The following is a 25,416-nucleotide window of genomic DNA, read 5'->3' as shown; positions in this document are numbered from 1 at the left end:
GTTGCAGACCAAGCGCGCGGCAAGATGAACTCCTAACGCGACTGTTTTTTACCTTTGCCGATGCTTCAGCCTCCAACTGAGCACCGCCACGGTGAGCGCGGGCAAAAAGGTCACGGTGACGATGGCCGTGCCCAGCAGCCCGAACAGCACGATCGCGCCGACACCGCGATATAGCTCGGTGCCTTCGCCAGGTAAAAATACCAGCGGCGAGAGGCCGCATAGCGTGGTGAGTGTCGTCATCGCTATGGGGCGTAAGCGGCTCTCCACCGCATGAAAGACCGCATCGCGCGCGTTCATTGACGCTTCGCGCAGGTTCTCGCGGGCTTGGTGAACGACCAGAATAGGATTGTTGACCACGGTGCCCATTAGTATCAAAAAGCCCAGCATGGTGATCATGTCAAATGGCTGGCTGATGGCGTTCAAGCCAACGCGTGGCAGTACCGCGCCGACGGTATTCATCAGCCATAGCCCGACGATGCCACCGGCCGCGCCGAGGGGAATGGTGGCTAGAATCAGCAGCGGGTAGCCCCAGTGGGTGAAAATCGCTACCAGCAACAGGTACACGATCGCCAGCGCGATCAGGCCGTTGCTGGTTAACGCTTGGCGAGTGGCGTCCAACTGGTCACCCGCACCCGTCACCGTCACATCGATATTGCCGGGCAGCTCGCCTGTGTCGCGCATTGGCTCTATCACCTCTCGCTGCATCCGTGCGATGCCCGCTTCGAGCGCCACGCTGCGCGGTGGAATCACGTCCAGAGTCACGCTGCGCCGCCCATCGACCCGGCGAATGGTCGCGGTACCCACGGTTTCCTCAATATCGGCTACGTCATTGAGCGGTACGTTGGAGCCGGTTGGCGTGTGCAAGGGCAGGTTGGCCAATTGGTCGAGATCGATATCGCCTGCATTCGGGCCATAGCCGTACAGGTCTATTTTTTCATCGTCGAGATAGAAATCGTCCAGGTAAGCGCCGTTGGTCAATACCGCGATGGCGGTGCCCAGGGCATCGGTGTCGAATCCTAATTCAGCGGCACGCTCCCAGTCGGGATAGACCTCGATCAGTGGCTGGCCGAGGTCGAGTGCAGAGGGGCGCGATTGAATGCGCGGATTATCGAAGGCTGCTTCCGCACGCTGATAGATGCGGTTGGCCGTGGCGTAGAGTGTTTCAAGATCATTGCCGGCTATATCCAGCGTGATGCTGCGTGTGCCGCCGTCGTTGCTGGAAATGATCGAGCCGCGAGCGGCAAAGGCACGCATGTCCGGGTAGGCCTCGTAGCGCTCGGTCAGCGCATCCATCAGCGCTTCAATATGATTGGGGTCGATGGTCTCGGCAATGATGCGCACGCTCTGGGGTTCGGCTTGAATGCCCATGGTACGGATCGGCGGCACGTCGGTATCGCCGCGCTCAAAGGCGGTCGGTTCGGCGCCCACATGGGGCTCGAGTTCACGTTGCAGGGTGCGCGCGATCTCGTCCATGGTGGCGAGGTTGTAGCTGGCGGGGGCATTCATGCTCGCAAAGGTCTTGGCTTCTTCACCCTCGGGCAGGTACTCCGCAGGGGGTGTCAACCAGACAAAAATCGCCACCCCACCGAGGACGCCAAGTACGATGGCCGCCAGGCGTCGTCCGGCGCTCTGGATCATGCCGTTCACCACCCATAAGCAGGCGCTCATCCAGCGCGGGCGGGTGGTATTGCCGTTACGATTATCGCCACCCCGGCCGCGGAAATCGATATGCGCGCCCAGGGTCGGAATGACGGTAATCGCCACGACCATCGAGATCAGGATCGAGGTGGCGATGGCAACGGCGATATCGGAGTAGAGCTGCCCGGCTTCCTGCTCGATGAAGAAAATCGGCACGAACACCAGAATCGTCGTCAGCGTCGAAGCCAACACGGCCGACCAAACCTGCTTGACGCCTGCCAGTGCCGCCTGGAACCGTGCCAGCCCCCGACGACGCTGGGTTTCGATACTTTCCAGCACCACGATGGTGTTATCGATGGTCATGCCGATGGCAAAGGCGATCCCGGCCAAAGAAATCACGTTCAGGGTGCGCCCAGCCAGCAGCAGGCCGAGAAACGCGGCAATGGTACAGATGGGAATACCGATGACACCGGCAAAGGTGGCCCGTGCCGAACGTAGAAAGGCATACATCACCAGCGTGGCGAACAGCGCCCCCAAGCCGAGGTTGAACCAGACGTTGGCAATCGATGCTTCCACGTAGCGCACGTCGTCGTTGGACAGGGTGATCTGCATGCCTTGTTCGGCGAGCAGACCGTCGTTCAATGCCTCGACTTCCTCAAGCATCTCGCGCTTGATATCGATGACGTTGGCCCCGGGCTCGCGGCGGACCTGAACGCTGAGGACTGGCTCGCCAGCGGCGTTATACGAGCGTGACGTGAGTTCGGCGTAGGATTGCTGCACCTCGGCGACGTCACCAAGGCGGACGAGTTCGTCACCCTGACGTCTTAGGATGAGCGCTTCGAGGCTTTTGACGTCGTCAAAACGTCCCACGGTGCGCAACAAGTAACGACGCTTGCCGCTTTCCAGATTGCCACCCGATACGTCCTGATTGCGCGCTTCCAGCGCGGCCTGGATATCGCTGATGCTGAGATCGCGAGCGGCGAGGGCATCTGGGTCGAGCAGCAATTGCATCTGGCGTTCGGCGCCGCCGGAGACGCTGACTTCCGACACCCCGCTGACGCTTTCCATGCGTGGGCGCACGTTATCTTCCAGGTAATCGCGCATGGCCGGCATATCGAGCTGGCGAGGGTTGCCCTCGCGCGGGCCGACATTGAAATACATGAAGGCGTTGGCCGAAAACGAGTTGGCGACGATGCGCGGCTGGTCCACATTGGTGGGGTAGGAGGGCACCTGACTGAGGGCGTTATTGACCCGGATCAGGGTTTCGGTGAGATCGACGCCGAAGGGAAACTCCAGCTCGATTTCTGCGCTGCCACTGCTGGCGGTGGACTCCATACGCTGCAGATTGGGCACGTTGCGTAGGTATTCTTCCTGCTCGATGAGGATATCTTTTTCGATGTCCTGCGGGTTGGCGCCAGCCCACTCGGTCTCGATGCCAATTACCCGAGTTTCCAGGTCGGGGATCATTTGCACGGGAATCCGCCAGATGGCGGCGATGCCCACAATCAGTAAAATCAGCGTGACCACGCTAACCAAAATGCCGTGGCGAATAATGGCGGCAAACATGCGTGGGCGTTACTCCTTGTCGTCGCCGAGGATCAGTGCTTGTCCTTGCTCGAGACGTTCATTACCCACCACGATCACGCGATCGCCGACCGCAACGCCTTCATGAACGGCGACATTCCCCTCATGGCTGTTGCCGATTTCGACCCGCTGCTCAACGGCGCGCCATTGACCACTTTCCTGACGTGCGAGCCACACGCTGACGCTGCCATCCGGGCGCCGAATCAAGGCATCGCGGGGTACGCTGGGGCCGGATTCGCCCTCAATTCGCAGGCGGCCCTCAACGGCCATGCCGGGCATCAGGGTGAGTGCTTCGCTGGGGGCAGCGCGCAGCAGGAATTGGCGGTTACGAGTGTCTTGCGGCACCTGTGCTTGGGGGCGGGCGTCATGCCACTGGCCATCGCCTTCCTGGCGCACCTCGAGAGTTGCGTCATCCATTTGCGCATAAGCGGAGTAGGGCACCGAGAAATCAACCGTCAACGCGTCGACGTCGATCAGCGTCAACAAGGTGTCGCCGGGCGTGACCCATTCGCCGAGTTCGGTGTCGCGCCGGGTGATCAGCGCATCGAACGGGGCGGTGATCTCGTGGCGGGTGATGCGTAGTTCCCAAAGTGCCTGTGCGGCCTGTTGAGCGTCCAGGGTGGCTTCGGCTGCAGCCAAGGCATTTTGTCGCTGACGCTGCTCGCTAGCCGCGATGTGTTGCTGTTCTGCCAATTGGTTGGCTTCGTCTAGCAATCGTCGGGCGTCGTCGCGTGCGGCCCGGGCCTGGTCGACATTGGCTTGGGCGCGTTGGCGTTCGAGCTCGGCTTCTCGACTATCCAAGGTTAACAAGCGCTCACCCTGGCGGACATGCGTACCCAGATCGACATGCAACGTGCTTACCTGGCCCGCCTCGGCGCTGGAGAGGTGCGACGTGCGCGGGGCACTCGCGCTGCCGCTCAAGCGGAGCATCTCGACACGCGGGGTTTCCCGGACTCGCTGGGTTTCCACCTGCGTTTCTTGAGCGGTAGCGGCATCCGCTGTGGCCACCAGCATGGTCAGTGCCGCTGCGCACATCCTGTATGTGCAGCCGCTAGATCGGAGTCGCCGCAAGTTAGCTCACCCTTCAACACAAATAACGCGTCAGCGTGACACATTAAAACGGTCTGTTGGCGTTGGTGAGATCAACGTTATCGCGCTTGAAGGGTGTCCCACCGAGCCTGATGAGCGACACGTCACCGCAAGGCTGAATGTCAAGCGTAGGCGCTCAGGCTACGACGCGCCCGATGATGCAGGCGCCAGCCGAGTAACAGCGCGGCGACCGTCAGCCCCGCGCACAGGCCGAGCCAATAGCCGTGCACGCCCATCGGCGCCAGATACCCGTCGATGCCACGTCCCAGCAGGTGGCCCCCGGCCAGTCCGATCAGCCAATAGGAAAACAGCGTGATCAGCATGACGATGCGCGTGTCCTTGTAACCGCGCAGCGCGCCGGCGAGATTGACCTGCAGCGAGTCGGAGATCTGATAGAGCATGGCCAGCGTTACCAGCGACATGGCCAGAGCGTGCACTTCCGTGTTCGACGTATACAGCGCCAGGATGGGCGACGCCGTCATCCAGAGAATGGCGTCGTTGAGCAGGGCCACCAGCAGACACACGACGACGCCGTTCCAGGCCACGAAGCGTGCCTCCTGTGCGGTTCCGCGTCCCAGCGTATTACCCACGCGCACGGTCAGCGCCATGCTCAGCGACAACGGCAGCATGAACAGGATCGACGTATAGTTGAGTGCGATCTGGTGGGCGGCGACGACCACTTCCCCCAGGCGCGCGACGAACAGGGCGATCAGGGTGAACAGCGTGACCTCGACGAAGATCGCCACGCCGATGGGCACCCCGACGTAAAGCAGCTCCTGGATGTCGCGGCGTTGCGGCGGAACCGGCGAGTGCCACAAGCGCACCGCGCCGTAGGCGCGTGCCCGGTACGTGTAGCCGATCATCGCCAGGCACATCACCCACATCGAAATCGCCGTGGCCACGCCGCACCCCACCGCGCCCAGTGCCGGCCAGGCGGCGATCCAGGCCGGCATGCCGTCGCCTAGCAACGAGACCAGGCCGGGCCCGCCGTAGATCAGCACATAGTTGCAGGGAATATTGATCGCCAGCCCCAGCAGGCTGATCCACAGGGCGGGGCGCGTGTGGTTCATGCCGTCGGAGAACGCGCGCAAGGCCTGGTAAAGGCCCACGCCTGGCATGCCGAACGCCACGGCGGCCAGGTAGCCGGCGGAGAGTTGCGCGACCTGCTCGGGCACGCCCATGAATCGGAAGACCGGGCCCACGCCGAACCATAGCAAGAGCGCCGACAGCCCGCCCAGGCACAGCGCGATCCACAGCGCCTGGTGAACATAGGGCCGAATCGCCGTGTGGCGCCCCGCGCCCAGCAATTGCGCCACGATGGGCGTCAGGCCCATCAGCGCGCCGGTCATGAAGAGCATCAACGGCAGCCACAGGCTGGAGCCGACCGAGACGGCGGCCAGGTCCGTGGCGCTGGCGCGACCGGCCATGATCACATCGACCGCGCTCATGCCCGATTGCGCCAGCTGTGCGCCGCAGATCGGCAACGCCAGGCGCAGCAAGGTGCGCGATTCACGGTGGCTATGGGTGAGCAGGGCTCGGGGCGACGTCACACTGACTCTCCTCGTGGACTTTCTTCACGGACTCGCTTCAGAACTTTCACGGGCGCAAAAGCGGGCATTCTAGCAAGCGTGCCACGTCGACGCCTTTCATCATGCGTCGTAGCCCCTATAATGTGCCTCCGCTTTGAAGGAGGCCGCGTGAATCACCGTATCGACGATGTCATCGCCCTGTTCGACGGCGTCTTCTCCGCGCCGTATCGCACCTGCCTGGTGAGCGGTGACGATGAACCCTTGTACCGTCCCGCCGCCCACGCCGAGGACCTGCATCGGATCATTTTCGCGCACGGCTTCTTCGCCAGTGCCCTGCATGAGGTCAGCCACTGGTGCATCGCCGGTGAACGTCGCCGCCAGCTGGAGGACTACGGCTACTGGTACGAGCCCGATGGTCGCGACGCCGAGCGTCAGCGCGAGTTCGAACAGGTCGAGATCGCCCCGCAGGCGCTGGAATCGCTGTTCAGCGAGGCGTGCGGGCGCCGCTTCCATGTCAGCGTCGATAACCTGGGCGGCCCCGAGGTGGACCGTGATGCCTTCGCCGCGCGTGTCGACGCGCGCGCGACGCGGTATCGCGAGACTGGCTTGCCGCAGCGGGCGGAGGCCTTTCGCGCGACGCTGGAAGCGTTCTACCGGCACGGCCTGTCCCGCGAGGCGGCGATCGACGTGGGGCGCGCGCGACTGGCACGAGCATGACGCGGGCCCGCCGGACGAGGCGGTTGCCGCGGTGATCCATCGAGAAATCCGTCACCGAAAAACGCTTGTTACCGAAACAACAGGGAGAAGACGCGTGCCGAGGCAGTGCGTCAGGCAACTATGGTCAAGACTTATTTGGGGAAGATGCGTGGCGAGCCGTCCCGGCGCGCTCGGCCGTGCGTACGCGATGCGCTCTGGTCGTGGATCGGGGGCTTTCTCGGCATGGCGGGTGTCGGCTGGCTCAGCGAGGCCTGGATGGCGTCGTATAGCCTGCTGTTGATCGGCTCCTTCGGCGCCACGTCGGTGCTGCTCTACGCCGCGCCGGAAAGTCCCTTCGCGCAGCCGCGCAATGTGCTCGGCGGGAGCGTGCTGTCTGCCCTGGTGGGTGTGGCGTGTTTTCAACTCTTCGGCGTCGGCTGGGTGGCCGCGGCGGTCGCCGTGTCGACCGCGATCCTGCTGATGCAACTGACGCATACCCTGCATCCGCCCGGTGGCGCCACGGCGTTGATCGCCGTCATCGGCAGCGAGGAAGTCCACGGCCTCGCCTGGCACTTTGCGCTGATGCCCGTGGCGGCGGGCTGCACGCTCATGCTGAGCGTGGCGGTGCTGATCAACAACCTGGCGCGTCACCGCCGCTATCCCCTGCATTGGCGATGACACAGAGATGACGCGTCCGCCGCGTCACTCCTCGCCGCGCAGGCGCTGATGCAGGTAGAGCATGACCTGTACCTCGTGATCGGCGCGCATGGGCTCGAGCCCGAGGTCGCCGAACAGGTCGCCCCGGGCGCGTGTCCACTCGCCCGGGGCGAGGTCGGGGTAGAGCGTCTCCGCCGGCGCCAGCTCGACGAAGGGCGTTACCGCGAAGTCCTCGAACAGACGCGACAGCGCGGCCTCGTCGTCACCGATCCCCGCGGTATACAGCGTCACGTTGAAGTGATCGGCTTCCAGCTCGCGCAGCACGTCCAGGGGGCTCAGGCCCAGGCTGCGCAGCTCGTCCAGGCTGTAATCGCCGAGCTTGAGGAGTTCCTCGTCGAGCCAGTCGTCATCGGGCTGAATCAGCGCATGCTTGATCTGGCCATCGGGCAGGGCCCAGGAGATGGCGACGGGGAGGGCTTCCTCGTCGCCTGTCTCGATGGCGATGAAACCGGGAAAATCCATGTCATTGCTCCTCGTCGAGTCGGAAGAATCGCCGCGCCGTGGCGGTGGTGGAAGCCGCCAGCGAGGCCTCGCTCTCGCCGCGCCAGTGCGCGATCTCGCGGACGATCCAGGGCAGCAGCGCCGGTTCGTGGCGGCGCCCCTTGAGTTTGGCCGGCAGGTTGCGCGGCAGGAGATAGGGGCAGTCGGTCTCGACCATCAGGCGCGCGGCGGGGATATCGGCAACCAGGTCGCGCAGATGATGGCCACGCCGCTCGTCGCAGAGCCACCCCGTCAGCCCGATATGCAGGTCGAGATCCAGGTAACCGTGCAGGGTGTCGCGGTCGGCGGTGAAACAGTGAACCACGGCGTCGCCGATGGCGTCACGCCAATGGCGCAGCATGTCACGCATGCGTGCACCGGCATCGCGCTCATGCAGGAACAGCGGCAGGCCGCTTTCGGCGGCGAGCGCGAGCTGCGCTTCGAAGGCGTGTTCCTGCTCGGCGGGCGTCGAGAAATTGCGATTGAAGTCGAGGCCGCATTCGCCCACGGCCACGACCTCGGGCCGCGCCTGCAATGCCTGCAGGGCCGCCGCCAGTTCAGGGTTCCAGTGGCTCGCCATGTGGGGATGCAGGCCGGCGGTGGCGTACAGCCCCGGATGACGTTGGGCGAGGTCGGCGGCCTGTTCGCTGTGTGCCAGGTCGGTGCCGGTGAGGATCATGTCGTCCACGCCCGCGTGCCGGGCCCGGGCAAGCACGGCGTCGAGGTCGCGGGCGAAGCTCTCGTGCGTCAGGTTCGCGCCGATGTCGACCAGCGGCGCCGGCGACGTCAGGCGCAGTGCTTCGGGTAGCGGATTGGCGTCGTCTTGTGTCACGGAAGATCGTGTCACGGGAAATCTCCCCAGCCCAGTGAGTCGCGAAAACCCGCCATTCTACCCCCGGACCCGGGAGGCGACCATGCGTTACACTAGCGTCTTTACTCCGAATGTCTGTCAACGAGGTGGTTACGCGTGACGCTGTTACGTCTGGAACAGGTGCAACTGGCTTACGGCCCCCAGGTCCTGCTGGATCATGCCGAACTCACCTTGGAGAAAGGGGAGCGCTTGGCGCTGGTGGGGCGCAACGGAACGGGCAAATCGACGCTCCTCAAGCTGATCGCCGATGAGGCGGCGCCCGATGGCGGGCATATCTGGCGCGCGCCGGGGCTCAAGGTGGGCGTGCTTGCCCAGGAACTGCCGGAAGCGAGCGGCCGGACCATCTTCGACGTGGTTGCCCAGGGGCTGCCCGAGGCAGGGGCCTTGTTGAGCGAATATCATCACCTGGTGATGAGCGAGGCGCCCGACATGGCCGAACTCGAGCGCCTGCAGACCCAGCTCGAGGCGGTGGACGGCTGGTCGTTTCATCAACGCATCGACACCATTCTGTCGCGGCTCGGCCTGCCCGCCGACACCGAGATGGTGAATCTCTCCGGCGGCTGGCGGCGGCGTGTGGCCCTGGCCCGCGCGCTGGTGGCCGAGCCGGACGTGCTGCTGCTCGACGAGCCCACCAACCACCTCGACCTGGATACCATCGGCTGGCTCGAGGAACAGTTGCTCGCCTTCAATGGCTCGGTACTGTTCATCACCCACGACCGGGCGTTCCTGTCGCGGCTGGCGACCAGCATCCTGGAGCTCGACCGTGGCCAGCTGGGGCGCTACCCCGGCGATTACGCGGCATACCAGGCACAGAAGCAGCACGAGCTGGAAGTCGAGGCGCGCGAACGCGCCGAGTTCGACAAGAAACTCGCCAAGGAAGAGGCCTGGATTCGCCAGGGCATCAAGGCGCGCCGGACCCGTAACGAGGGCAGGGTGCGGGCCCTCGAGAAGATGCGCGGCGAGCGCGCCGAGCGTCGGGAACGCGTGGGCCGGGCCCAGCTCAGCGTGGACAGCGGCGAGCGTACCGGCAAGCGGGTCGTCGAGCTTTCCGGCGTCAGCCAGCGTTTCGGCGACGACTGGGTGGTGCGCGACCTGTCGCTGGAGATCCAGCGCGGCGATCGCATCGGCTTCATCGGACGCAACGGGGCCGGCAAGACCACTCTGCTGAAGATCCTGCTGGGCGAGCTGGCGCCCACCGAGGGCAAGGTGCGCATGGGCACCAACCTGAGCGTGGCCTACTTCGACCAGTTGCGCGCCGGGCTCGAGCTCGAGAAGACCGTGTACGACAACGTGGCGCAGGGCAGCGACCGCGTGCAGGTGGGCGGCAAGGACCGCCACGTCATGAGCTACCTGCAGGACTTCCTGTTTTCTCCCGACCGGGTGCGCCAGCCGGTCAAGGCGCTCTCGGGCGGCGAATCCAATCGCTTGTTGCTGGCCAAGCTGTTCACCCAGCCCGCCAACGTGCTGGTGCTCGACGAGCCGACCAACGACCTGGACGTCGAGACGCTGGAACTGCTCGAGGAACTGCTGCTCGATTTCGACGGCACCCTGCTGCTGGTCTCGCACGACCGTGCCTTCATGGACAACGTGGTGACCAGCGTGCTGGCCTTCGAGGGCGAGGGATACGTTCGTGAGTACGTCGGCGGGTACAGCGACTGGGTGCGTCAGGGCGGCAAGCTGCCGCCGGCGCCCGGGGAATTCGGCAATGCCGCGAACGTGCTGCCGGCTCGCGAGGCCGAGCCGGCGCCGTCTGCGTCCAACCGCGCCGAGGTCGACAAGGCCACGACCGCATCGGCCCCCGCCAAGCCCAAGCGGGCCAAGCTTTCCTACAAGCTGCAACGCGAACTGGACCAGTTGCCGGGAACCATCGAGACGCTGGAAGCCGAAGTGGCGAGTTTCGAAGCGGAAGTCGGCGCGCCCGAGTTCTATCAGCAGGACGCCGAGACCGTCACGCAGCGTCTCGAGGCGCTGGCTGCCAAGCAGGACGAGCTCGATGCGGCGATGTCACGCTGGATGGAACTGGAAGCCATGGCCGAGGGCGAGGAGTAGTAGGAAACGTCGCGCCGGGCACGAACGACGTGCCCGGCGCGGCGCGATCATTCGTCGACTTCGCCGTCCTTGCCGACGCGTACCGCGAGCACGTCACATTGCGCGCCGTGCAGCACGCCGGTGGAGGTCGAACCGAGCAGCAGGGCGAACCCGTGGCGTCCGTGCGAGCCGACCACGATCAAGTCGACATCGTGCTCGGCGGCGAAACGGTGAATCTCGGTATCCGGCATGCCGACCACGACGTGCTGGTTCTCCGAGAGGATGCCGTGGGGATCGGCGATCTCCGCCAGGCGCTGCTTGGCGTGCTCGTCGAGCTGATCCTGAATGCTGGTCAAATCCATGGGGATATCGCCCCCATAGGCGAAGCCCAGCGGCTCGAGCGTATGCATGACCGAAAGCTTGGCGTGATTACGCTCGGCGATGGGAATGGCACGCTCGAGCACCTTGTTCGAATCCTTGGTCAGATCGACGGCGACTAAGACGTGTGTGTACTCGTTACTCATGGGGGCATCTCCCACCTTGTCGATGAACGCTTCTACTTTAGGCGCGCCGAAACGACGAAACAATGCTTCAAATCAATCAGTGCACATGTGGAGGCACGTTTGGAAATCTTTCTGTTCCTGGGGCTGGCGGTGTTCGCGATTCTCTCGCCCGCGCTGTGGCTGAGGCCGAGCCGCCACGAAACGCGACGCAGTGGCTTGCGCCAGGCGGCTCGCGAGGCGGGGGCGGCGCTGCGCTTCGACAAGGCGCCGCTGCAGGAGGCGCGAGACATGGTGGGATACCGCTGGCGCTACCCGCAGGCCGCGCCGGGCAGCGACTTCACCCTCGTGCGCGAGGCGCATGCCAGTGACCGCCTGGAGGAAGCCATGTCGGGATGGCGCTGGCGTCAGGCACCGCTGCCGCCGTTGAACGCGGCCGCGTTGCAGCGGCTGGAAGCGGTGCTGGCGGTGTTGCCCGAGGACGCGTGCGTGGTGGAATCGACATCCAAGGGCGTGACCCTGTGGTGGGAGGAGTCGCAGGACGCCGAGAGCTTCGCGCCCGCGCTGCGGGCGTTGACGGGGCTGGTCGATGACCTGGCCGGCAGTGGGCGTCATGCCGGCTAGGCAGGTACGGGACAGGCCCGTGCGGGAAGGACCCGTGCTCGCCGCTCTTGCGTGGCGACCTGGGCGTCCAGAGCCCGGGTGTGCAACCGGCGCGACGCCCGGGAGAGCCGCCGCCGCGGAAGGCGGCTAGCGACCCGCGGGATTCGAGTCACTCATCGTCGCAGGGGCCGCGCGACTGCAGTCGCTGCCCATTGCGCTCGATGCAGGAGAGGATGGCGTCCAGCTTGTCGACGTCTTCATCGCTCACGCCCTCGAGCATCTCGACCCGCGCCTGCTCGACCACGGTCTCGATCTTCTTGAGCAACGGCGTCGCCTTGGCGGTGAGATAGACACGCTTGGTGCGACGATCCTCATCGCTGGGGCGGCGTTCGATCAGCCCTTGCTCGGTCAACTGATCGAGCGTCCTGACCAGGGAAGGTGCCTCGACCCCGATCGAGCGGGCCAGATCGCATTGTGGCTGGCCATCACCCATTTTCGACAGGTGATAGAGCGTCACCCAACGAGTTTGCGTCAGCTCCAGGGGAGCGAGGCGTTCGTCGAGGATGGCGCGCCACAGGCGTGGTACGCGCGACAGTTTGAGTCCGATATCCTGATGCATGGGCCTTGTATTGGTTAGGAACCTAACGGGATTGTCCCGAGTGGGACGCGCTATTGCAAGTCACACTATCGTCGACCTTCATTCATCGTCCCGGTTCGCGCCAGCGACCAGGTGACGGATGTTCCAGCCTGGCAATCCCGGGGGTGAATGAATGTCGCCGTCGGCCTGAGTGGCCTTCGAGGCGTCTTCGTCGACACGAAAACGCAGCGTGCCGATGCGCTGGCCGGTGGCGGTCATGACGTCGATCTGCCAGCGACCTTGCGATGCCGAGGGGAAGTTCTGCTTGTGCGTCCAGGCGCGATAGCCCTGTTCGCGTCCGCCCCGGATGATCAGCGGTATGCGATCGACCACTTCGCCATCGTGACGCCAGACATGGTAAATCTTCTCGCGCAGGCCACGTGGCGCGCGGATCGCGGTGTAAGCGTACAAGCCTTGCCCCGAGAGTGTCGATGGGGTCAGCACGCTTTCGCCGCGCGGTTCGCGGGCCTCGACATCGAAGCTCGGCGAGAGGGCGCTGCCGGAGAGCCATAGCGTGGCCGGCGGAATCCACACTCGCCCCATCCAGGCGGTCGCGGACAGCACCACGATCAAGCCGAACATCGCCAGCCAGCGCCAGAGCCCCTGCGGCTGCATCAGGTTGATCAGGCTGGGCACGCTGAAGATCGCCATGGCGACGATCGCCAGCAGCAGGCTCTGGCCGGTGGTCAGATGCAGCATGATCGGCAATGTCACCAGCACCACCACGAACACGCACAACGCATGGAACATGAAATACAGCCAGCGATGGCGTTGTGCCAGACCGAAATACAGCGGATCGAGAATCGCCAGCAGACCGCAGCCGATCAGCAGCAGCGTGAATACCGCCTGGCCGCTGGCCCACACCGTGGTGGCGAGGAAGAACGGCAGCGTGAAGAACAGGGTCTCCTGGTGGATCAGCTGCGCAATGAAGGTGGTCACCATGCGCGGTAGCCCGGTCTGGCCGCGCCGGGCGAGCAGGCGGGTCAACAGGCTTTCGGCGAGCAGCAGGCACCAGGCGAACAGCAGCCCCAGGGCCAGGACCGCGCCCAGCCACTGCTGACGATTGACGAGGAAAAAACCCAGCAGCCCGATCACGAACGCCGTCGGCGGCCAGAGCCAGAAATAGCGCTTGAGGCGTTCGATGAACGGCGTGAGGCGAGCGATCAGCGTGGCACTAGTAGGCAAGGACATGAAGGGGCGGTGTTCCGATACCAGTGTGTCGAGACAGGGCGTGACGATGCGCGATGGTCGAGGCGTCGTGAAGGCGCCTATCCTATCAGGAGTCCGCCGTCACGGGGAGCTGTCTCGGCGCGACGTGTTTCAACGCGACCATTCGCTAAGGCAGGAGGGCTTGACGCCATCGCTCGGCTGGCGCAAGCTGCCAGACATTCAAACGATTGTATGAAAGTGGGCGGGAAGCAGCGCCACGCGCGAGCCCGGCGCCTGTCTTCTTCGTGAATCGTGAGGTCCAGGCCAACAGCAGGGAGAGCCCTGAATGATTTATCAAGGTAACGCCATCACGGTGGTGCAGCGCGATGACGGCATCGCCACGCTGACCTTCGATGCGCAAGGCGAATCCGTCAACACGCTCTCGAGCAAGACGATCGAGGAGTTCGAGGCGGCCCTGGCAGCCCTCGACCAGGCAGCGGGCGTCAAGGGCCTGGTCATCGCCAGCGCCAAGGATGCCTTCATCGTCGGGGCCGACATCACCGAATTTCACGGCATGTTCACGCGCGACGAGGCCTTCCTGGTCGACATGAACACGCGCGTGCACCGTATCTTCAATACCCTGGAGGATCTGCCTTATCCCAGCGTGGCGGCGATCAACGGCCTGGCGCTCGGGGGCGGCTGCGAAATCACCCTGGCGTGCGATTTCCGCGTCATGAGCGACAACGCCAAGCTGGGCCTGCCCGAGACCAAGCTGGGGATCCTGCCGGGCTGGGGCGGCTGCGTGCGCCTGCCGCGCTTGATCGGGGCGGACAACGCCATCGAGTGGATCGCCGGTGGCTCGGAAAACCGCGCCGACGACGCCCTCAAGGTCGGCGCGGTGGATGCCGTGGTCGCGGGCGATGCGCTGATGAATGCGGCCGTGGACCTGCTGACGCGCGCCAATGCCGGCGAGCTCGACCACCGGGCACGTCGCCGCCTCAAGCAATCCCCGCTCATGCTCAATGCCATCGAACAGATGATGGTCTTCGAGACCGCCAAGGGCTACGTGGCGGGCAAGGCCGGGCCGCACTATCCGGCGCCCATCGAGGCGATCAAGGTCATCCAGAAGGGCGCCGGCGAGGAGCGCGAGCGCGCGCAGGCCATCGAGGCCAAGGCCTTCGCCAAGCTCGCCAAGACCGATGTCTGCTACCACCTGGTGGGGCTGTTCCTCAACGATCAGCTGGTCAAGAAGAAAGGCAAGCAGTACGCCACGCAAGCCGCGGCCGTGAACAAGACGGCGGTACTGGGGGCCGGCATCATGGGCGGCGGCATCGCCTACCAGAGCGCCTACAAGGGCACTCCGATCCTGATGAAGGACATCAAGGAAGAGGCGCTGCAGCTGGGCTTGAAGGAAGCGCGCAAGCTGCTCGGCAAGCAGCTCGAGCGCGGTCGATTGAGCAATGAGCAGGTCGCCGAGGCGCTCTGCAACATTCGCCCCACGCTGTCCTACGGGGACTTCGGCGATGTCGATCTGGTGGTCGAGGCCGTGGTCGAGAACCCGAAGGTCAAGGAGGCCGTGCTGGCCGAGGTCGAGGGACTGCTCGACGACAATGCCACGCTGACCTCGAACACCTCGACGATCTCCATCGACCGGCTGGCGGCCAACCTCAAGCGTCCCGAGAACTTCTGCGGCATGCACTTCTTCAACCCCGTGCATCGCATGCCGCTGGTCGAGGTCATTCGCGGCGAGAAGACCAGCGACGCCGCCGTGGCCGCGACCGTGGCGTATGCCCGTCAGATGGGCAAGACCCCTATCGTGGTCAACGACTGCCCGGGTTTCCTGGTCAATCGCGTGCTGTTTCCCTATTTCGGTGGCTTCAGCCTGCTGGTCGAGCAGGGCGCGGACTTCGAGCGCGTCGACAAGATCATGGAGGGCTTCGGCTGGCCGATGGGCCCGGCCTATCTGCTGGATGTCGTGGGCATGGACACCGCCGTGCACGCCCAGTCGGTGATGGCGGAAGGCTTTCCCGATCGCATGGCGCAGGAAGCCAGAAACGGCGGCAAGACGGCGATTCAGCGCATGTACGACGAGAACCGCCTCGGCCAGAAGAACGGCAAGGGGTTCTACCGCTACGAGGAGGACAAGAAGGGCAAGCCCAAGAAAGTCTCCGACGAGCAGGCGCATGCGCTGGTCGATGAAGGCGTCGACACGCGCCGCGAGTTCAGTGACGACGAGATCGTCGCCCGCATGATGGTGCCGCTGTGCATGGAGGCCGTGCGCTGCCTGGAAGACGGCATCGTGGCGACGCCCGCCGAGGCGGACATGGCGCTGATCTACGGCATCGGTTTCCCGCCGTTTCGGGGTGGGGCGTTGCGCTACATCGACGCCCTGGGCGTCGAGGCGTTCGTTTCCCAGGCCGAAGCGCTGGCCGACGAGCTGGGGCCGCTGTATCGCCCCACCGAGCGGCTGCGCGACATGGCGGCCAAGGGGGAACGTTTCTACCCCGCGACGTCCGAATCCGACCACTGAGCCACCACGCAACGAGGAGCCCGACATGAGTTTGAATCCCAGAGATATCGTGGTGGTCGATGCCGTCCGGACCGCCATGGCCAAGGCCAAGCACGGCGCTTTCCGCAACGTGCGTGCCGAAAACCTCTCCGCCGCGGTGATGCAGGCGCTGTTCGATCGCAACGCCAACCTGGTCCCCGCCGAGGTCGACGACGTGATCTGGGGGTGCGTCAACCAGACCCTCGAACAGTCCATGAACATCGCGCGCAATGCCGCGATCATGACCGGCATTCCCCGTACGGTGCCGGCGCAGACGGTCAATCGCCTGTGCGGCTCGTCGATGAGCGCGCTGCACATCGCCACGGCCAACATCAAGGCCGGCATGGGCGACTTCTACATCATCGGCGGCGTCGAGCACATGGAGCACGTGCCCATGACGCATGGCGTCGACGTCAACCCGGCGGCCAGCAAGTACGCCGCCAAGGCCGCCATGATGATGGGGCTGACCGCCGAGCTGCTGGGCAAGATGCACGGCGTCGGCCGCGAGGAGCAGGATGCGTTCGGCGTGCGCTCGCATCAGCGCGCGCAGGCCGCCAACGAGAACGGCTACTTCGACAACGAGATCGTCGGCGTCGAAGGGCATGATGCGGATGGCTTCCTGCGCCTGATCGATCGCGACGAGGTGATTCGTCAAGACGCCAACCTGGAGGACATGGGCAAGCTCAAGCCGGTCTTCGATCCCAAGGGAGGCACGGTCACGGCGGGCACGTCCTCGGCATTGTCCGTGGGCGCCTCGGCGCTGGCGGTGATGAGCTACGAGCGCGCCCAGGCACTGGGACTCGAGCCGCTGGCCCGGGTGGTCTCCACGGGCGTCGCCGGCTGTGATGCCTCGATCATGGGGTATGGCCCGGTGCCGGCGACGCAGAAGGCGCTCAAGAGTGCGGGACTGGCCATCGACGACATCCAGACCGTCGAGCTCAACGAGGCGTTCGCCGCGCAATCGATTCCCGTGCTCAAGGATCTCGGCCTGCGCGAGCGCATGGACGACGCCGTCAACCTGCACGGCGGCGCCATCGCCCTGGGCCACCCGCTGGGCTGCTCCGGGGCTCGCATCTGCACCACGCTGCTCAACGTCATGCGTCAGCAGGACACCACTCTGGGCCTGGCGACCATGTGCATCGGCATGGGTCAGGGCGTGGCGACCGTGTTCGAGCGTCTGAAGTAACGCGCCACGCCTTCCGCTCATCGCGCGATAGCAAAGCGACACCCGCCACGGGTGTCGCTTTTTTCATTTGGGGCATTGTTTTACATGTGAGGGTTGCGCCGTGACGCCGGCGGCGTCTCGTTTCAATTAGTAAAACTGAGATTGTCGAGCAAAATGCTGACTATACTGACAAAACGTCGGCGGCTCATCGGTTCACGGCGTGGGTCGCGACGGAATGCGACTATCGGCGATGGAGGAGGTGTGTTCTATGCTCACGCATGTGTGGGGACTATTGGTACACCCGAACCGTGAATGGAAGCAGATCCACGACGAGAGGGAGACCATTACCCATCTCTACAGCCATCACGTCCTGGAAATGGCGTTGATCCCGGTGGTGTGTGCCTTCATCGGTACCACCCAGGTCGGCTGGGATTTCGGGGGCGGGCATACCATCCAGCTAAACTATCTTGATGCTTTCTTCGCGGGGGTCGCCTTCTATGTGGCAATTCTGGTAGCGGTAGGCTTCATGGGCTCGGTGATTCACTGGATGGCGCAACGCTATTCCAATCCGCCGAGTCGTCGACGCTGCATCATCTTCGCCGGATACGTCGCGACACCGATGTTCGTCGGTGGCATCGTCGCGCTTTATCCGCTGGTCTGGTTGTGCTTGCTGGCGATCATCGTCGGGCTCTGTTACAGCGCCTATCTGCTGTACCTGGGGATTCCCAACTTCCTCGATATCGGCGCGGAAGAGGGGTTCATCGTCACCGGCTCGACGCTGGGCATCGGCGTACTGGTACTCGAGGCGCTGCTGGCTGTGACCGTACTGCTGTGGGGGTACGGCGCCAAGTTGCTGGGCATCGACCTGTAGCGAATCGCCCAGGGGGCATGTCGAGCCGTAAGCCTCTATTAGTGAAGCACTCTGGAATGCACGTTCGAAGCAAACACCAACGGCGCCCCGAGGGGCGCCGTTGATGTTTCAGGGCCGGCCTTCGTTACTGCTGGGCCTGGTAGGCGTCAAAGGCCCGGGAGAGGATGTCACGCGCCTCGCCGGCATCGCCGAAGCCGTTCAATTCGATATCGCCGCCCTCCGGCAGGTCCTTGTAAACGCGGAAGAAGGCATTGAGCCGCTCGGTCTGCATGGCCGGGAGATCCTCGATGCCCTCGACATCGGCGTAGCTGGGATCCACGGCGTCGGTGGGGACGGCGATGATCTTGTCGTCGGCTTCGCCGTCGTCGACCATGCGCAGCACGCCGATGGCCCGGACCTCGATCACGGCACCGGGATAGATGCTGTCGCGGGTCAGCACCAGCGCGTCCAGCGGGTCGCCATCGCCACCCGCCGAGCTGGTGATGGAGCCGTAATTGGCCGGGTAGCGAACCGGCATCGAGACATAACGGTCGACGATCAACTGGCCGTGCTCGGCATTGATCTCGTACTTGGTGAAGCTCCCGGCAGGAATCTCGTTGACCACGTGGAAGCTGTCCGGCGCATCATCGGGCTGCGGATAGTCGAAGACGTTCGGCTGCGCCTGGGCGGACGCAGTGAACAGCAAGCCGGCGGCGATCAGGAAAGGGGCAGTGACGTTCATGAGACCTCGCGCTGTGGGTGAGAAGAGGGAGGTCCCCAGCCTATCCGGCGGACGATGACACAGGCGTGACATCGTCCGTCGACGGCTTATGCAGAGTCGTTGCGGTGTTCAGAAGTCGGCAGAGGGTAGCTGGCACGCGAACACATCGCCCGCAAACGCCAACGGCGCCCCGCGGGGCGCCGTGTTGCGTTCAGCCTTCTGCGGCCACGTATTCCAGCGACTCCAGCGAATCGGTCGCGGTGACGATGTGCTCCAGCTCGTCGCAGAAGGCGACGAAGGCGTCGCTGGAGTGGCCGGGCGTGCGGTGCATTTCGATCTCGACGTGCCCGAGGGGCGGCAAACCTTCTTCCTCGCCGACGATGCGACAGCCCTCGGGGACGCTGCGCGGGGTCTTGACCGTAGCGGCCAGCCCGGCCTGTACCGGCAGGTTGATGCCGGTGGGGGAGCGGCTGGAGTAGCGCACGTCCCAGCGCCGCTCGGTGGGCCCCAGCGCGGCGAACGCATGGGCGCGGAAGATGCAGCCCTCGGGGTTCAGCGCCAGGGGCAGAATCTCCCAGTCGTCGATGGCGCGGTCCTCGGCCACCACCCACACCATGGGCTCGCGGCCCAGCAGGCGGCCGGTCTGGGTGGGGCCGTGGCGCACCACCAGCGCGACGTCCAGCAGCCCCTCCTGAAAATCATGCACCAGCGAGCCGCTGATGCTGCAGCTCACTTCGAGGCGCACCTCGGGAAAGCGGGCGGCGAAGCGTGGCAGCAGCTCGGGCAGGTAGGTGCTCGCCTGTTCCTCCGAGGTGCCCAGGCGGATCAGTTCGCCCTGGCGGTCCACCCCCATCACCCGGCGCGCCTCGTCCTGCAGCTTGAGGATGTGTCGCGCGTAGGGCAGCAAGCGCCCGCCTGGCGGCGTCAGTACCACGCTGCGGCTGGTGCGCTCGAACAGTGACTCGCCCATCTGATCCTCGAGCCGCTTGATCTGCAGGCTGACGGCCGACTGCGTGCGATGCAGCACCTTGCCGGCGGCGCTGAAGCCCTCGCACTCGGCGACCGTGACGAAGGCGCGGAGCAGGTCGGTATCCATGATCTATGAGCCTTTGCAATCTTTTTGATCTTAACCATTCATTTCTATTATTGAACCTGCCTCTCTACCCTGTCCATACGTTACTGGAAACGTCTTTGCAAAAAGTCAGGAGCAGATCCGCATGCCAGCCAACGCTACGCAGGCAGACGACAACGCACTCCACGGTCTGATCGACCTCGAGCGCTATCCCATCGACCAGCTGGATGGCGAACGCGGCCGGGTTCTCGTCGAAGAGTGCCGTGCCCAACTCGGTCAGGGCGGTTGTGTGGTACTTAAGGGCTTCGTGCCCGACGAGGCCCTGACACGGCTGGAACGCGAAACCGAGCGACTCTCGCCGGAAGCGCATTACAACCAGACCGAAACCAACCCCTACAACAGCGACGGCGACCCCAGCCTGCCGGCCTCGCATCCCAAGAACCGCTTCGGCGACCGCACCAACGGCTTCGTCGCCGGGGACCGCATCGGCGCCGACACCATCATTCGCCAGGTCTACTCCGATCCCGGTTTCCAGCGCTTCATCGCCAGCGTGGTGGGCATGGAGGAGATCCACCAGTACGCCGACCCGCTGGCCGACCTGGTCGTCAACGTGCTGCGCGAGGGCTGCCAGCATCCGTGGCATTACGACACCAACGAATTCATCGTCACCATGATGACGCGCCAGTCCCACGGCGGCGGCCGGTTCGAGTATGCGCCGGGCATCCGCAGCCCCGAGGGCGAGAACTTCGACGGGGTGGAAAAGGTCATCGACGGCGACCGCTCGCAGATCAAGTCGCTGGATCTCCAGCCGGGCGATCTGCAGATCTTCTTCGGCCGCTACTCGCTGCACCGCGTGACCCCGGTGGAAGGCGACCGCGAGCGCCACACCGTGATCTTCGCCTACGCCAAGGAGCCGGGCTTCATCGGCCGCCCCGAGCGCGCCAAGCGCATCTTCGGGCGCATGGCACCGGTTCACGAGCGTCTGCTGGAAGAGGGCATGCAGCGCAGCGACAGCCTCGCCGACTGACAAGGCCGGGCCACCGGTCGCTGCCGACACCGGCCCACGCTCGCCGTCGCGGAGACACTCCCCGCGACGGCGAGCGTGCCCCATCACGAAGCGCGCCCCATAACGAACAGAAACAGAGAGCTTGATCATGAGCATCGTCGACTTCGACAACCTGACCGACAACGAACCCGACGCCATCCCGGTCGTGCCCTCCGCCCCCATGGCCAACGGCGACAGCATTCCCACCGCCTTCGATCCGGTACAGCTGCGCGGCGGGCGCCTCAAGCGTCTGCGCGCGATGATGGCCGAGCAGGGCTACGCCGCGCTGGTCCTGTTCGACCCCTACAACCAGCGCTACGCCACCGGCTCGCGCAACATGTTCGGCTACTTCCTGCGCAACTCCACGCGTTACATCTACGTGCCGCTGGAAGGCCCGGTGATCCTGTTCGAATACCCGGGCAGCGCGCACGTCTCCACCTGGCTGGAGACCATCGACGAATCGCGCACCTCCAAGGTGGTGTGGTCCGCCGTCAACCAGCGCGACAACATGTCTTCCGACCCGTTCGGCATCGAGATCGCCGAGCTGATGGAAGAACACGGCAAGGGCAACAAGAAGATCGGCCTGGACCGCTGCGCGCTGAACCTGGCCCGCTCGCTGGAAGCCCAGGGGCTGGACGTCTACGACTGCATGCAGGACACCCTGCATTGCCGGCGCATCAAGACGCCCGAGGAAATCGCCTGCCTGGCCCAGTCGATGGCCGGCAGCGAGGCCGCCGTGGCCGCCGTGGAAGCTGCCATCAAGCCCGGCGTCACCGAGAACGAGCTGTTCGCCATCATGTACGGCGACGTCATCCGCCAAGGCGGCGAGTTCATCGAGACGCGGCTGTTGTCCTCCGGCCCGCGCACCAACCCCTGGTTCAACGAAGCCAGCAACCGGGTGATCCGTCCCGGCGAACTGGTGGCGCTGGATACCGACACCATCGGCTGCCACGGCTACTACTCCGACTTCTCGCGCACCTTCCATGTCGGCCCCGGCAAGCCCACCGCCTATCAGCAGGGCCTCTACCGGATGGCCTATGACCAGGTGCACCACAACATGGGCATCCTCAAGCCGGGCATGAGCTACCGCGAGATCGCCGAAAACGCCTGGAAGATCCCCGAGCGCTTTCTCGACCGCCGTTACCCCTCGATCATCCATGGCGTCGGCATGCACGGCGAGACCCCGCTGGTCGCCCACCACATGGACTTCGACCGCTTCTCCAAGGACGGCATCCTCGAACCCGGCATGGTGGTCTCGGTGGAAAGCTACATCGGCGAGGTCGGTGGCGCCGACGGCGTCAAGCTCGAAGAGGAAGTGCTGGTCACCGACACCGGCATCGAAAAACTCTCGCGCTACCCGTTCGATGAAGCCCTGCTCGGCCGGGAATTCTAAGAGTTCTTGTTCAAACGCTCGGAATGAACGATGGGCGCCGGGTAAGCCCGTCCCGTTCATCGGTTGTGAGTAGAGCTCCAGGTTCGCGTCCCTTACATGACGCCCATATTCGATAGAGCAAAGTTGTTATGACAGACGTATACCACTGGATCGCCGGCGAGCGGCTGACAAGTGAGCGCACCATCGACGTGCTCAACCCGGCCACCGCCGCGCCGGTTCGCCGCCTGGCGATGGCCGACACCGCCACCGTGCAACGCGCCATCGACGCCGCCCGCGAAGCCCAGCCCGCCTGGCGCGACATGCCGCCGGCCAAGCGCGCCCAGGTGATGTACCGCTTCAAGACCCTGCTCGAGCGCGACGCCGACGAAATCTGCGCGCTGGTCAGCGAGGAACACGGCAAGGTGCTCGAGGACGCCATGGGCGAACTCAAGCGCGGCATCGAGAACGTCGAGTACGCCTGCGGCGTGCCGGAACTCCTCAAGGGCGAGTACTCTCACAACGCCGGGCCGGGCATCGATACCTGGTCCAACCATCAGCCGCTGGGCGTGGTCGCCGGCATCACGCCGTTCAACTTCCCGGCCATGGTGCCACTGTGGATGTACCCCATGGCGCTGGCCTGCGGCAACGCCTTCATTCTCAAGCCCTCCGAGCAGGCGCCCTCGGCCGCCGTGAAGATGGCCGAACTGCTCGACGAAGCCGGATTGCCCAAGGGGCTGTTCAGTGTCGTCCACGGTGATCGCGAGGCCGTCGACGCGTTGATCGAAGCGCCCGAGGTTCGCGCACTGTCGTTTGTCGGCTCCACCCCCGTAGCGCGCAAGATCTACGAGGGCGGCACCCAGCAGGGCAAGCGCGTGCAGGCCCTCGGCGGCGCCAAGAACCACGCCGTGGTGCTACCGGATGCCGATCTCGATAACGCCGCGAGCACGCTGATCGGCGCCGCGTACGGCAGTGCCGGCGAGCGCTGCATGGCGATCTCCGTGGCCGTGTGCGTGGGTGATGCCACCGCCGACGCCCTGGTCGAGCGTCTCGCAATCCAGGCACGGGAGCTCAAGATCGGCCCGGGCACCGAGCGCGGTCTCGACATGGGCGCGCTGATCAACGAAGGCCAGCGCGACAAGGTCGCCGACTACATCGGTCAGGGCGAGCGCGCCGGCGCCGAGCTGGTGGTCGACGGCCGCGAGCACCCGCTGGTGGAAGGCTCGCCCGGCTACTTCCTCGGCGCCACGCTGTTCGACCGCGTTACGCCGGAGATGAGCATCTACCGCGACGAGATCTTCGGCCCGGTGCTGTGCGTGGTGCGCGTCGAGACCTTCGAGGACGCCATCGCCCTGATCAACGCCCACCAGTACGGCAACGGTACCTGCGTGTTCACCCGTGACGGCGAGGCCGGGCGCCGCTTCGCCGACGCCATCGAAGTCGGCATGGTTGGTATCAACGTCCCGCTGCCCGTCCCGGTCGCCTTCCACAGCTTCGGCGGCTGGAAGGACTCGCTGTTCGGCGACTTGCACGCCTACGGCCCCGACGCCGTTCGCTTCTACACCCGTCGCAAGGCCATCTCCCAACGCTGGCCGAAGCGTAGCGACCAGGAAACCGCCCAGTTCAGCTTCCCCTCCTGAACCACCCGCACGGCTGAACCCCACGCCCGCGCCGCTCACACGGCGCGGGCGTTTTTGTATCTACGTCTTTCGTGTAGCGCTATGTTAATCGACGTTAAATTAAGCTAGGTTAAGTATTGTTTGATGTTGCCGATACAACCTGATGAACCGGGTGGTGGAGCGTTCAGTGCTTTGCATGGCGGTAGCGTGGCCGAACGGTAGCGGGCACGCGAATTCTGTATAACGCGCCGAATTCTGCTTAGGGCCTTTAAAATCAAAAGCTTAAGAGCGAAAAAGCTAGCTCGATAAGATTGTTGAACGCGCTTGATCGTTCAAGTGGGAAAACGAGCGGGCTGTCTAATATCTGTTAGGCAGTAAGAAGTTAATAAGCTCCGTTTAGTGGGCAATACCGAGGAGATAGTCATGGCGAGATACTATGTAAATTCTAGAGCGCAAGCGAACGGTGACCACGAGGTGCATCGAGAAGGGTGTAGCCGCATGCCCTCTGCGGAAAACCGCGTTTATTTGGGCGATTTTTTGAGTTGTGGGCCAGCGAAACAAGAAGCGAAAAAGCGCTATCCACAATCAGACGGATGTTTCTACTGTTCGCGGGCTTGTCATACCGGCTGATGGTAGCTCGCCCGCGCCTAACAGGTAGCTGCAGTTGACCGCCCAAAGCGCTTCCGCGCTTCGGGCGGCAACTGAGCTTAGGCGTTATTCTAAATTACCGATATTTTCTGAGAGTGTAAGGATTTTTGAATGGAGAAGGCTCTGTTTACCACTGAAAACCTACCTCAGGGTTTGGTTGTCAAAGATGTATTTGGAATGATTCAGGTAACTGGCGCCGTAGAGGTCTCAAATAAAGGAATGATGCGTGGCCTCTTTGAGCGGAAGAAAAATGAGTATCAAGAGGTTATAGAGTCTTTCGTGAATAGCGCTCCTGCCGAAGCCAATGCCATTTTGGGGGTGCAGGTATCAACTTCATCTCAGCAATTTAGAAACGGCACATTTCTATATATAACCTATATTGGAACACCGGCGATCATAGAGGGGCAGTAGCCTAACCAATGCCAGTCACGGTGACATCTACTACATTGCGGCTTCGTCTCCATTCCGTGGCCGCGCATGCTGGCTAGCGTTGGGCGGTCGAGGGATCAGACGGAGCGGTGAATGATTGATCGAGCATTGGGCATTGTTGGAGTCGCGATATCCATCCTCACGGGCTTCGCTCAGTGGTTGTGGCCGGATATCCCACCATGGCTAGCCGCAGTCGGTTTTACATTGGGCGCAATCTTGATCGTAGTAGCAGTTGTATTGCTGCTGGGATCCGTTTTCCGCAGAAAACCGAAAGAAGCGATTTCTGGTGCACTGTCTCCTAGTTGTCGGGTCCCGTGTGATTAACCACCCGTTTGGTAAATAACTCAGGCCGCTTGGCCTGCCATTCCTTCATCGCCGTGATCGGCGATTGATGATGCAGCGCTTTCTGCGGGATATGGTGATTGTACA

Annotated in this window: 21 protein-coding genes and 1 pseudogene; 11 read left to right on the top strand and 11 right to left on the bottom strand. The window is 64.0% G+C overall.

What is annotated here, in order from left to right:
* Positions 1–48: 48 nt before the first annotated feature.
* The 3 genes from ABGX75_RS03050 to ABGX75_RS03040 all read right to left on the bottom strand — a co-directional run bounded on the left by ABGX75_RS03050 (position 49) and on the right by ABGX75_RS03040 (position 5,861).
* Positions 49–3,204: an efflux RND transporter permease subunit gene (locus ABGX75_RS03050; protein WP_287124927.1), complete on the bottom strand. Its 3,156-nt coding sequence runs from the start codon at positions 3,202–3,204 to the stop codon at positions 49–51.
* A gap of 9 nt (positions 3,205–3,213) precedes the next feature.
* Complete coding sequence (locus tag ABGX75_RS03045) at positions 3,214–4,236, bottom strand: efflux RND transporter periplasmic adaptor subunit (RefSeq protein ID WP_347411443.1); 1,023 nt, start codon at positions 4,234–4,236, stop codon at positions 3,214–3,216.
* Positions 4,237–4,433: 197 nt separating this feature from the next.
* A complete protein-coding gene (locus ABGX75_RS03040) occupies positions 4,434–5,861 on the bottom strand; it encodes an MATE family efflux transporter (RefSeq protein WP_287124928.1) in 1,428 nt (475 codons plus the stop codon).
* Positions 5,862–6,008: 147 nt separating this feature from the next.
* Between ABGX75_RS03040 and ABGX75_RS03035 the strand changes: the two genes are divergently transcribed.
* Together ABGX75_RS03035 and ABGX75_RS03030 are read left to right on the top strand one after the other, a co-directional pair.
* Positions 6,009–6,557: an elongation factor P hydroxylase gene (locus ABGX75_RS03035; protein WP_224114703.1), complete on the top strand. Its 549-nt coding sequence runs from the start codon at positions 6,009–6,011 to the stop codon at positions 6,555–6,557.
* A gap of 120 nt (positions 6,558–6,677) precedes the next feature.
* Positions 6,678–7,214: an HPP family protein gene (locus tag ABGX75_RS03030; protein ID WP_011507694.1), complete on the top strand. Its 537-nt coding sequence runs from the start codon at positions 6,678–6,680 to the stop codon at positions 7,212–7,214.
* A gap of 24 nt (positions 7,215–7,238) precedes the next feature.
* Here the strand turns inward: ABGX75_RS03030 and ABGX75_RS03025 are convergent, their stop codons facing one another.
* Positions 7,239–7,715, bottom strand: a complete 477-nt coding sequence (locus ABGX75_RS03025) for a hypothetical protein (protein ID WP_011507693.1) — start codon at positions 7,713–7,715, stop codon at positions 7,239–7,241.
* Between the two features lies 1 nt (position 7,716).
* Positions 7,717–8,580 carry a TatD family hydrolase gene (locus tag ABGX75_RS03020; RefSeq protein WP_287124929.1) on the bottom strand — a complete coding sequence of 288 codons (864 nt, stop codon included), beginning with the start codon at positions 8,578–8,580 and terminating at the stop codon, positions 7,717–7,719.
* A 120-nt stretch (positions 8,581–8,700) separates the two neighbouring features.
* On the opposite strand from ABGX75_RS03020, the gene ABGX75_RS03015 reads away from it, so the two are divergent.
* Positions 8,701–10,653, top strand: a complete 1,953-nt coding sequence (locus ABGX75_RS03015; protein ID WP_287124930.1) for an ATP-binding cassette domain-containing protein — start codon at positions 8,701–8,703, stop codon at positions 10,651–10,653.
* A gap of 47 nt (positions 10,654–10,700) precedes the next feature.
* Here ABGX75_RS03015 and ABGX75_RS03010 read toward each other — a convergent pair whose 3' ends face one another.
* Positions 10,701–11,156 carry a universal stress protein gene (locus ABGX75_RS03010; RefSeq protein WP_011507690.1) on the bottom strand — a complete coding sequence of 152 codons (456 nt, stop codon included), beginning with the start codon at positions 11,154–11,156 and terminating at the stop codon, positions 10,701–10,703.
* A 99-nt stretch (positions 11,157–11,255) separates the two neighbouring features.
* Here ABGX75_RS03010 and ABGX75_RS03005 point away from each other — a divergent pair, with 99 nt between their 5' ends.
* Complete coding sequence (locus ABGX75_RS03005; RefSeq protein WP_011507689.1) at positions 11,256–11,756, top strand: hypothetical protein; 501 nt, start codon at positions 11,256–11,258, stop codon at positions 11,754–11,756.
* A 148-nt stretch (positions 11,757–11,904) separates the two neighbouring features.
* Here ABGX75_RS03005 and slyA read toward each other — a convergent pair whose 3' ends face one another.
* Positions 11,905–12,354 carry a transcriptional regulator SlyA gene (gene slyA / locus ABGX75_RS03000; RefSeq protein WP_011507688.1) on the bottom strand — a complete coding sequence of 150 codons (450 nt, stop codon included), beginning with the start codon at positions 12,352–12,354 and terminating at the stop codon, positions 11,905–11,907.
* Between the two features lie 78 nt (positions 12,355–12,432).
* Complete coding sequence (locus ABGX75_RS02995) at positions 12,433–13,563, bottom strand: DUF5924 family protein (RefSeq protein ID WP_011507687.1); 1,131 nt, start codon at positions 13,561–13,563, stop codon at positions 12,433–12,435.
* Between the two features lie 304 nt (positions 13,564–13,867).
* Between ABGX75_RS02995 and fadB the strand changes: the two genes are divergently transcribed.
* The 3 genes from fadB (at position 13,868) to ABGX75_RS02980 (ending at position 18,105) form a co-directional block, all read left to right on the top strand.
* Positions 13,868–16,051: a fatty acid oxidation complex subunit alpha FadB gene (gene fadB, locus ABGX75_RS02990; RefSeq protein ID WP_287124931.1), complete on the top strand. Its 2,184-nt coding sequence runs from the start codon at positions 13,868–13,870 to the stop codon at positions 16,049–16,051.
* A 25-nt stretch (positions 16,052–16,076) separates the two neighbouring features.
* Positions 16,077–17,255, top strand: a complete 1,179-nt coding sequence (fadA, locus tag ABGX75_RS02985) for an acetyl-CoA C-acyltransferase FadA (RefSeq protein ID WP_011507685.1) — start codon at positions 16,077–16,079, stop codon at positions 17,253–17,255.
* Positions 17,256–17,502: 247 nt separating this feature from the next.
* Entirely contained in the window at positions 17,503–18,105 is a 603-nt protein-coding gene (locus ABGX75_RS02980) for a Yip1 family protein (protein ID WP_011507684.1), read from the top strand.
* 124 nt (positions 18,106–18,229) lie between these two features.
* Here ABGX75_RS02980 and ABGX75_RS02975 read toward each other — a convergent pair whose 3' ends face one another.
* A complete protein-coding gene (locus tag ABGX75_RS02975; RefSeq protein WP_043558512.1) occupies positions 18,230–18,826 on the bottom strand; it encodes an inorganic diphosphatase in 597 nt (198 codons plus the stop codon).
* Positions 18,827–19,016: 190 nt separating this feature from the next.
* Positions 19,017–19,901 carry a LysR family transcriptional regulator gene (locus ABGX75_RS02970; protein ID WP_011507676.1) on the bottom strand — a complete coding sequence of 295 codons (885 nt, stop codon included), beginning with the start codon at positions 19,899–19,901 and terminating at the stop codon, positions 19,017–19,019.
* A 121-nt stretch (positions 19,902–20,022) separates the two neighbouring features.
* On the opposite strand from ABGX75_RS02970, the gene ABGX75_RS02965 reads away from it, so the two are divergent.
* From ABGX75_RS02965 to ABGX75_RS02950, 4 genes are all read left to right on the top strand, one after another.
* Positions 20,023–20,904, top strand: coding sequence for a hypothetical protein (locus ABGX75_RS02965; RefSeq protein WP_287124932.1), 882 nt, complete (start codon positions 20,023–20,025; stop codon positions 20,902–20,904).
* Positions 20,905–21,031: 127 nt separating this feature from the next.
* Positions 21,032–22,315, top strand: coding sequence for a Xaa-Pro peptidase family protein (locus ABGX75_RS02960; protein WP_287124933.1), 1,284 nt, complete (start codon positions 21,032–21,034; stop codon positions 22,313–22,315).
* A gap of 128 nt (positions 22,316–22,443) precedes the next feature.
* Positions 22,444–23,931, top strand: coding sequence for a CoA-acylating methylmalonate-semialdehyde dehydrogenase (locus tag ABGX75_RS02955; protein ID WP_287124934.1), 1,488 nt, complete (start codon positions 22,444–22,446; stop codon positions 23,929–23,931).
* 738 nt (positions 23,932–24,669) lie between these two features.
* A complete protein-coding gene (locus ABGX75_RS02950) occupies positions 24,670–24,969 on the top strand; it encodes a hypothetical protein (RefSeq protein WP_287124935.1) in 300 nt (99 codons plus the stop codon).
* A 316-nt stretch (positions 24,970–25,285) separates the two neighbouring features.
* On the opposite strand, the pseudogene ABGX75_RS02945 reads toward ABGX75_RS02950, so the two are convergent.
* A pseudogene (locus ABGX75_RS02945) lies at positions 25,286–25,416 on the bottom strand (IS481 family transposase); the annotation flags it as partial.

Origin of the sequence: Chromohalobacter sp. (assembly GCF_039830575.1) — a bacterium.
Taxonomy (GTDB): domain Bacteria; phylum Pseudomonadota; class Gammaproteobacteria; order Pseudomonadales; family Halomonadaceae; genus Chromohalobacter; species Chromohalobacter israelensis.
The sequence above is the reverse complement of the archived record's forward strand: the minus strand, read 5'-3'. Positions and strand labels throughout refer to the sequence as shown.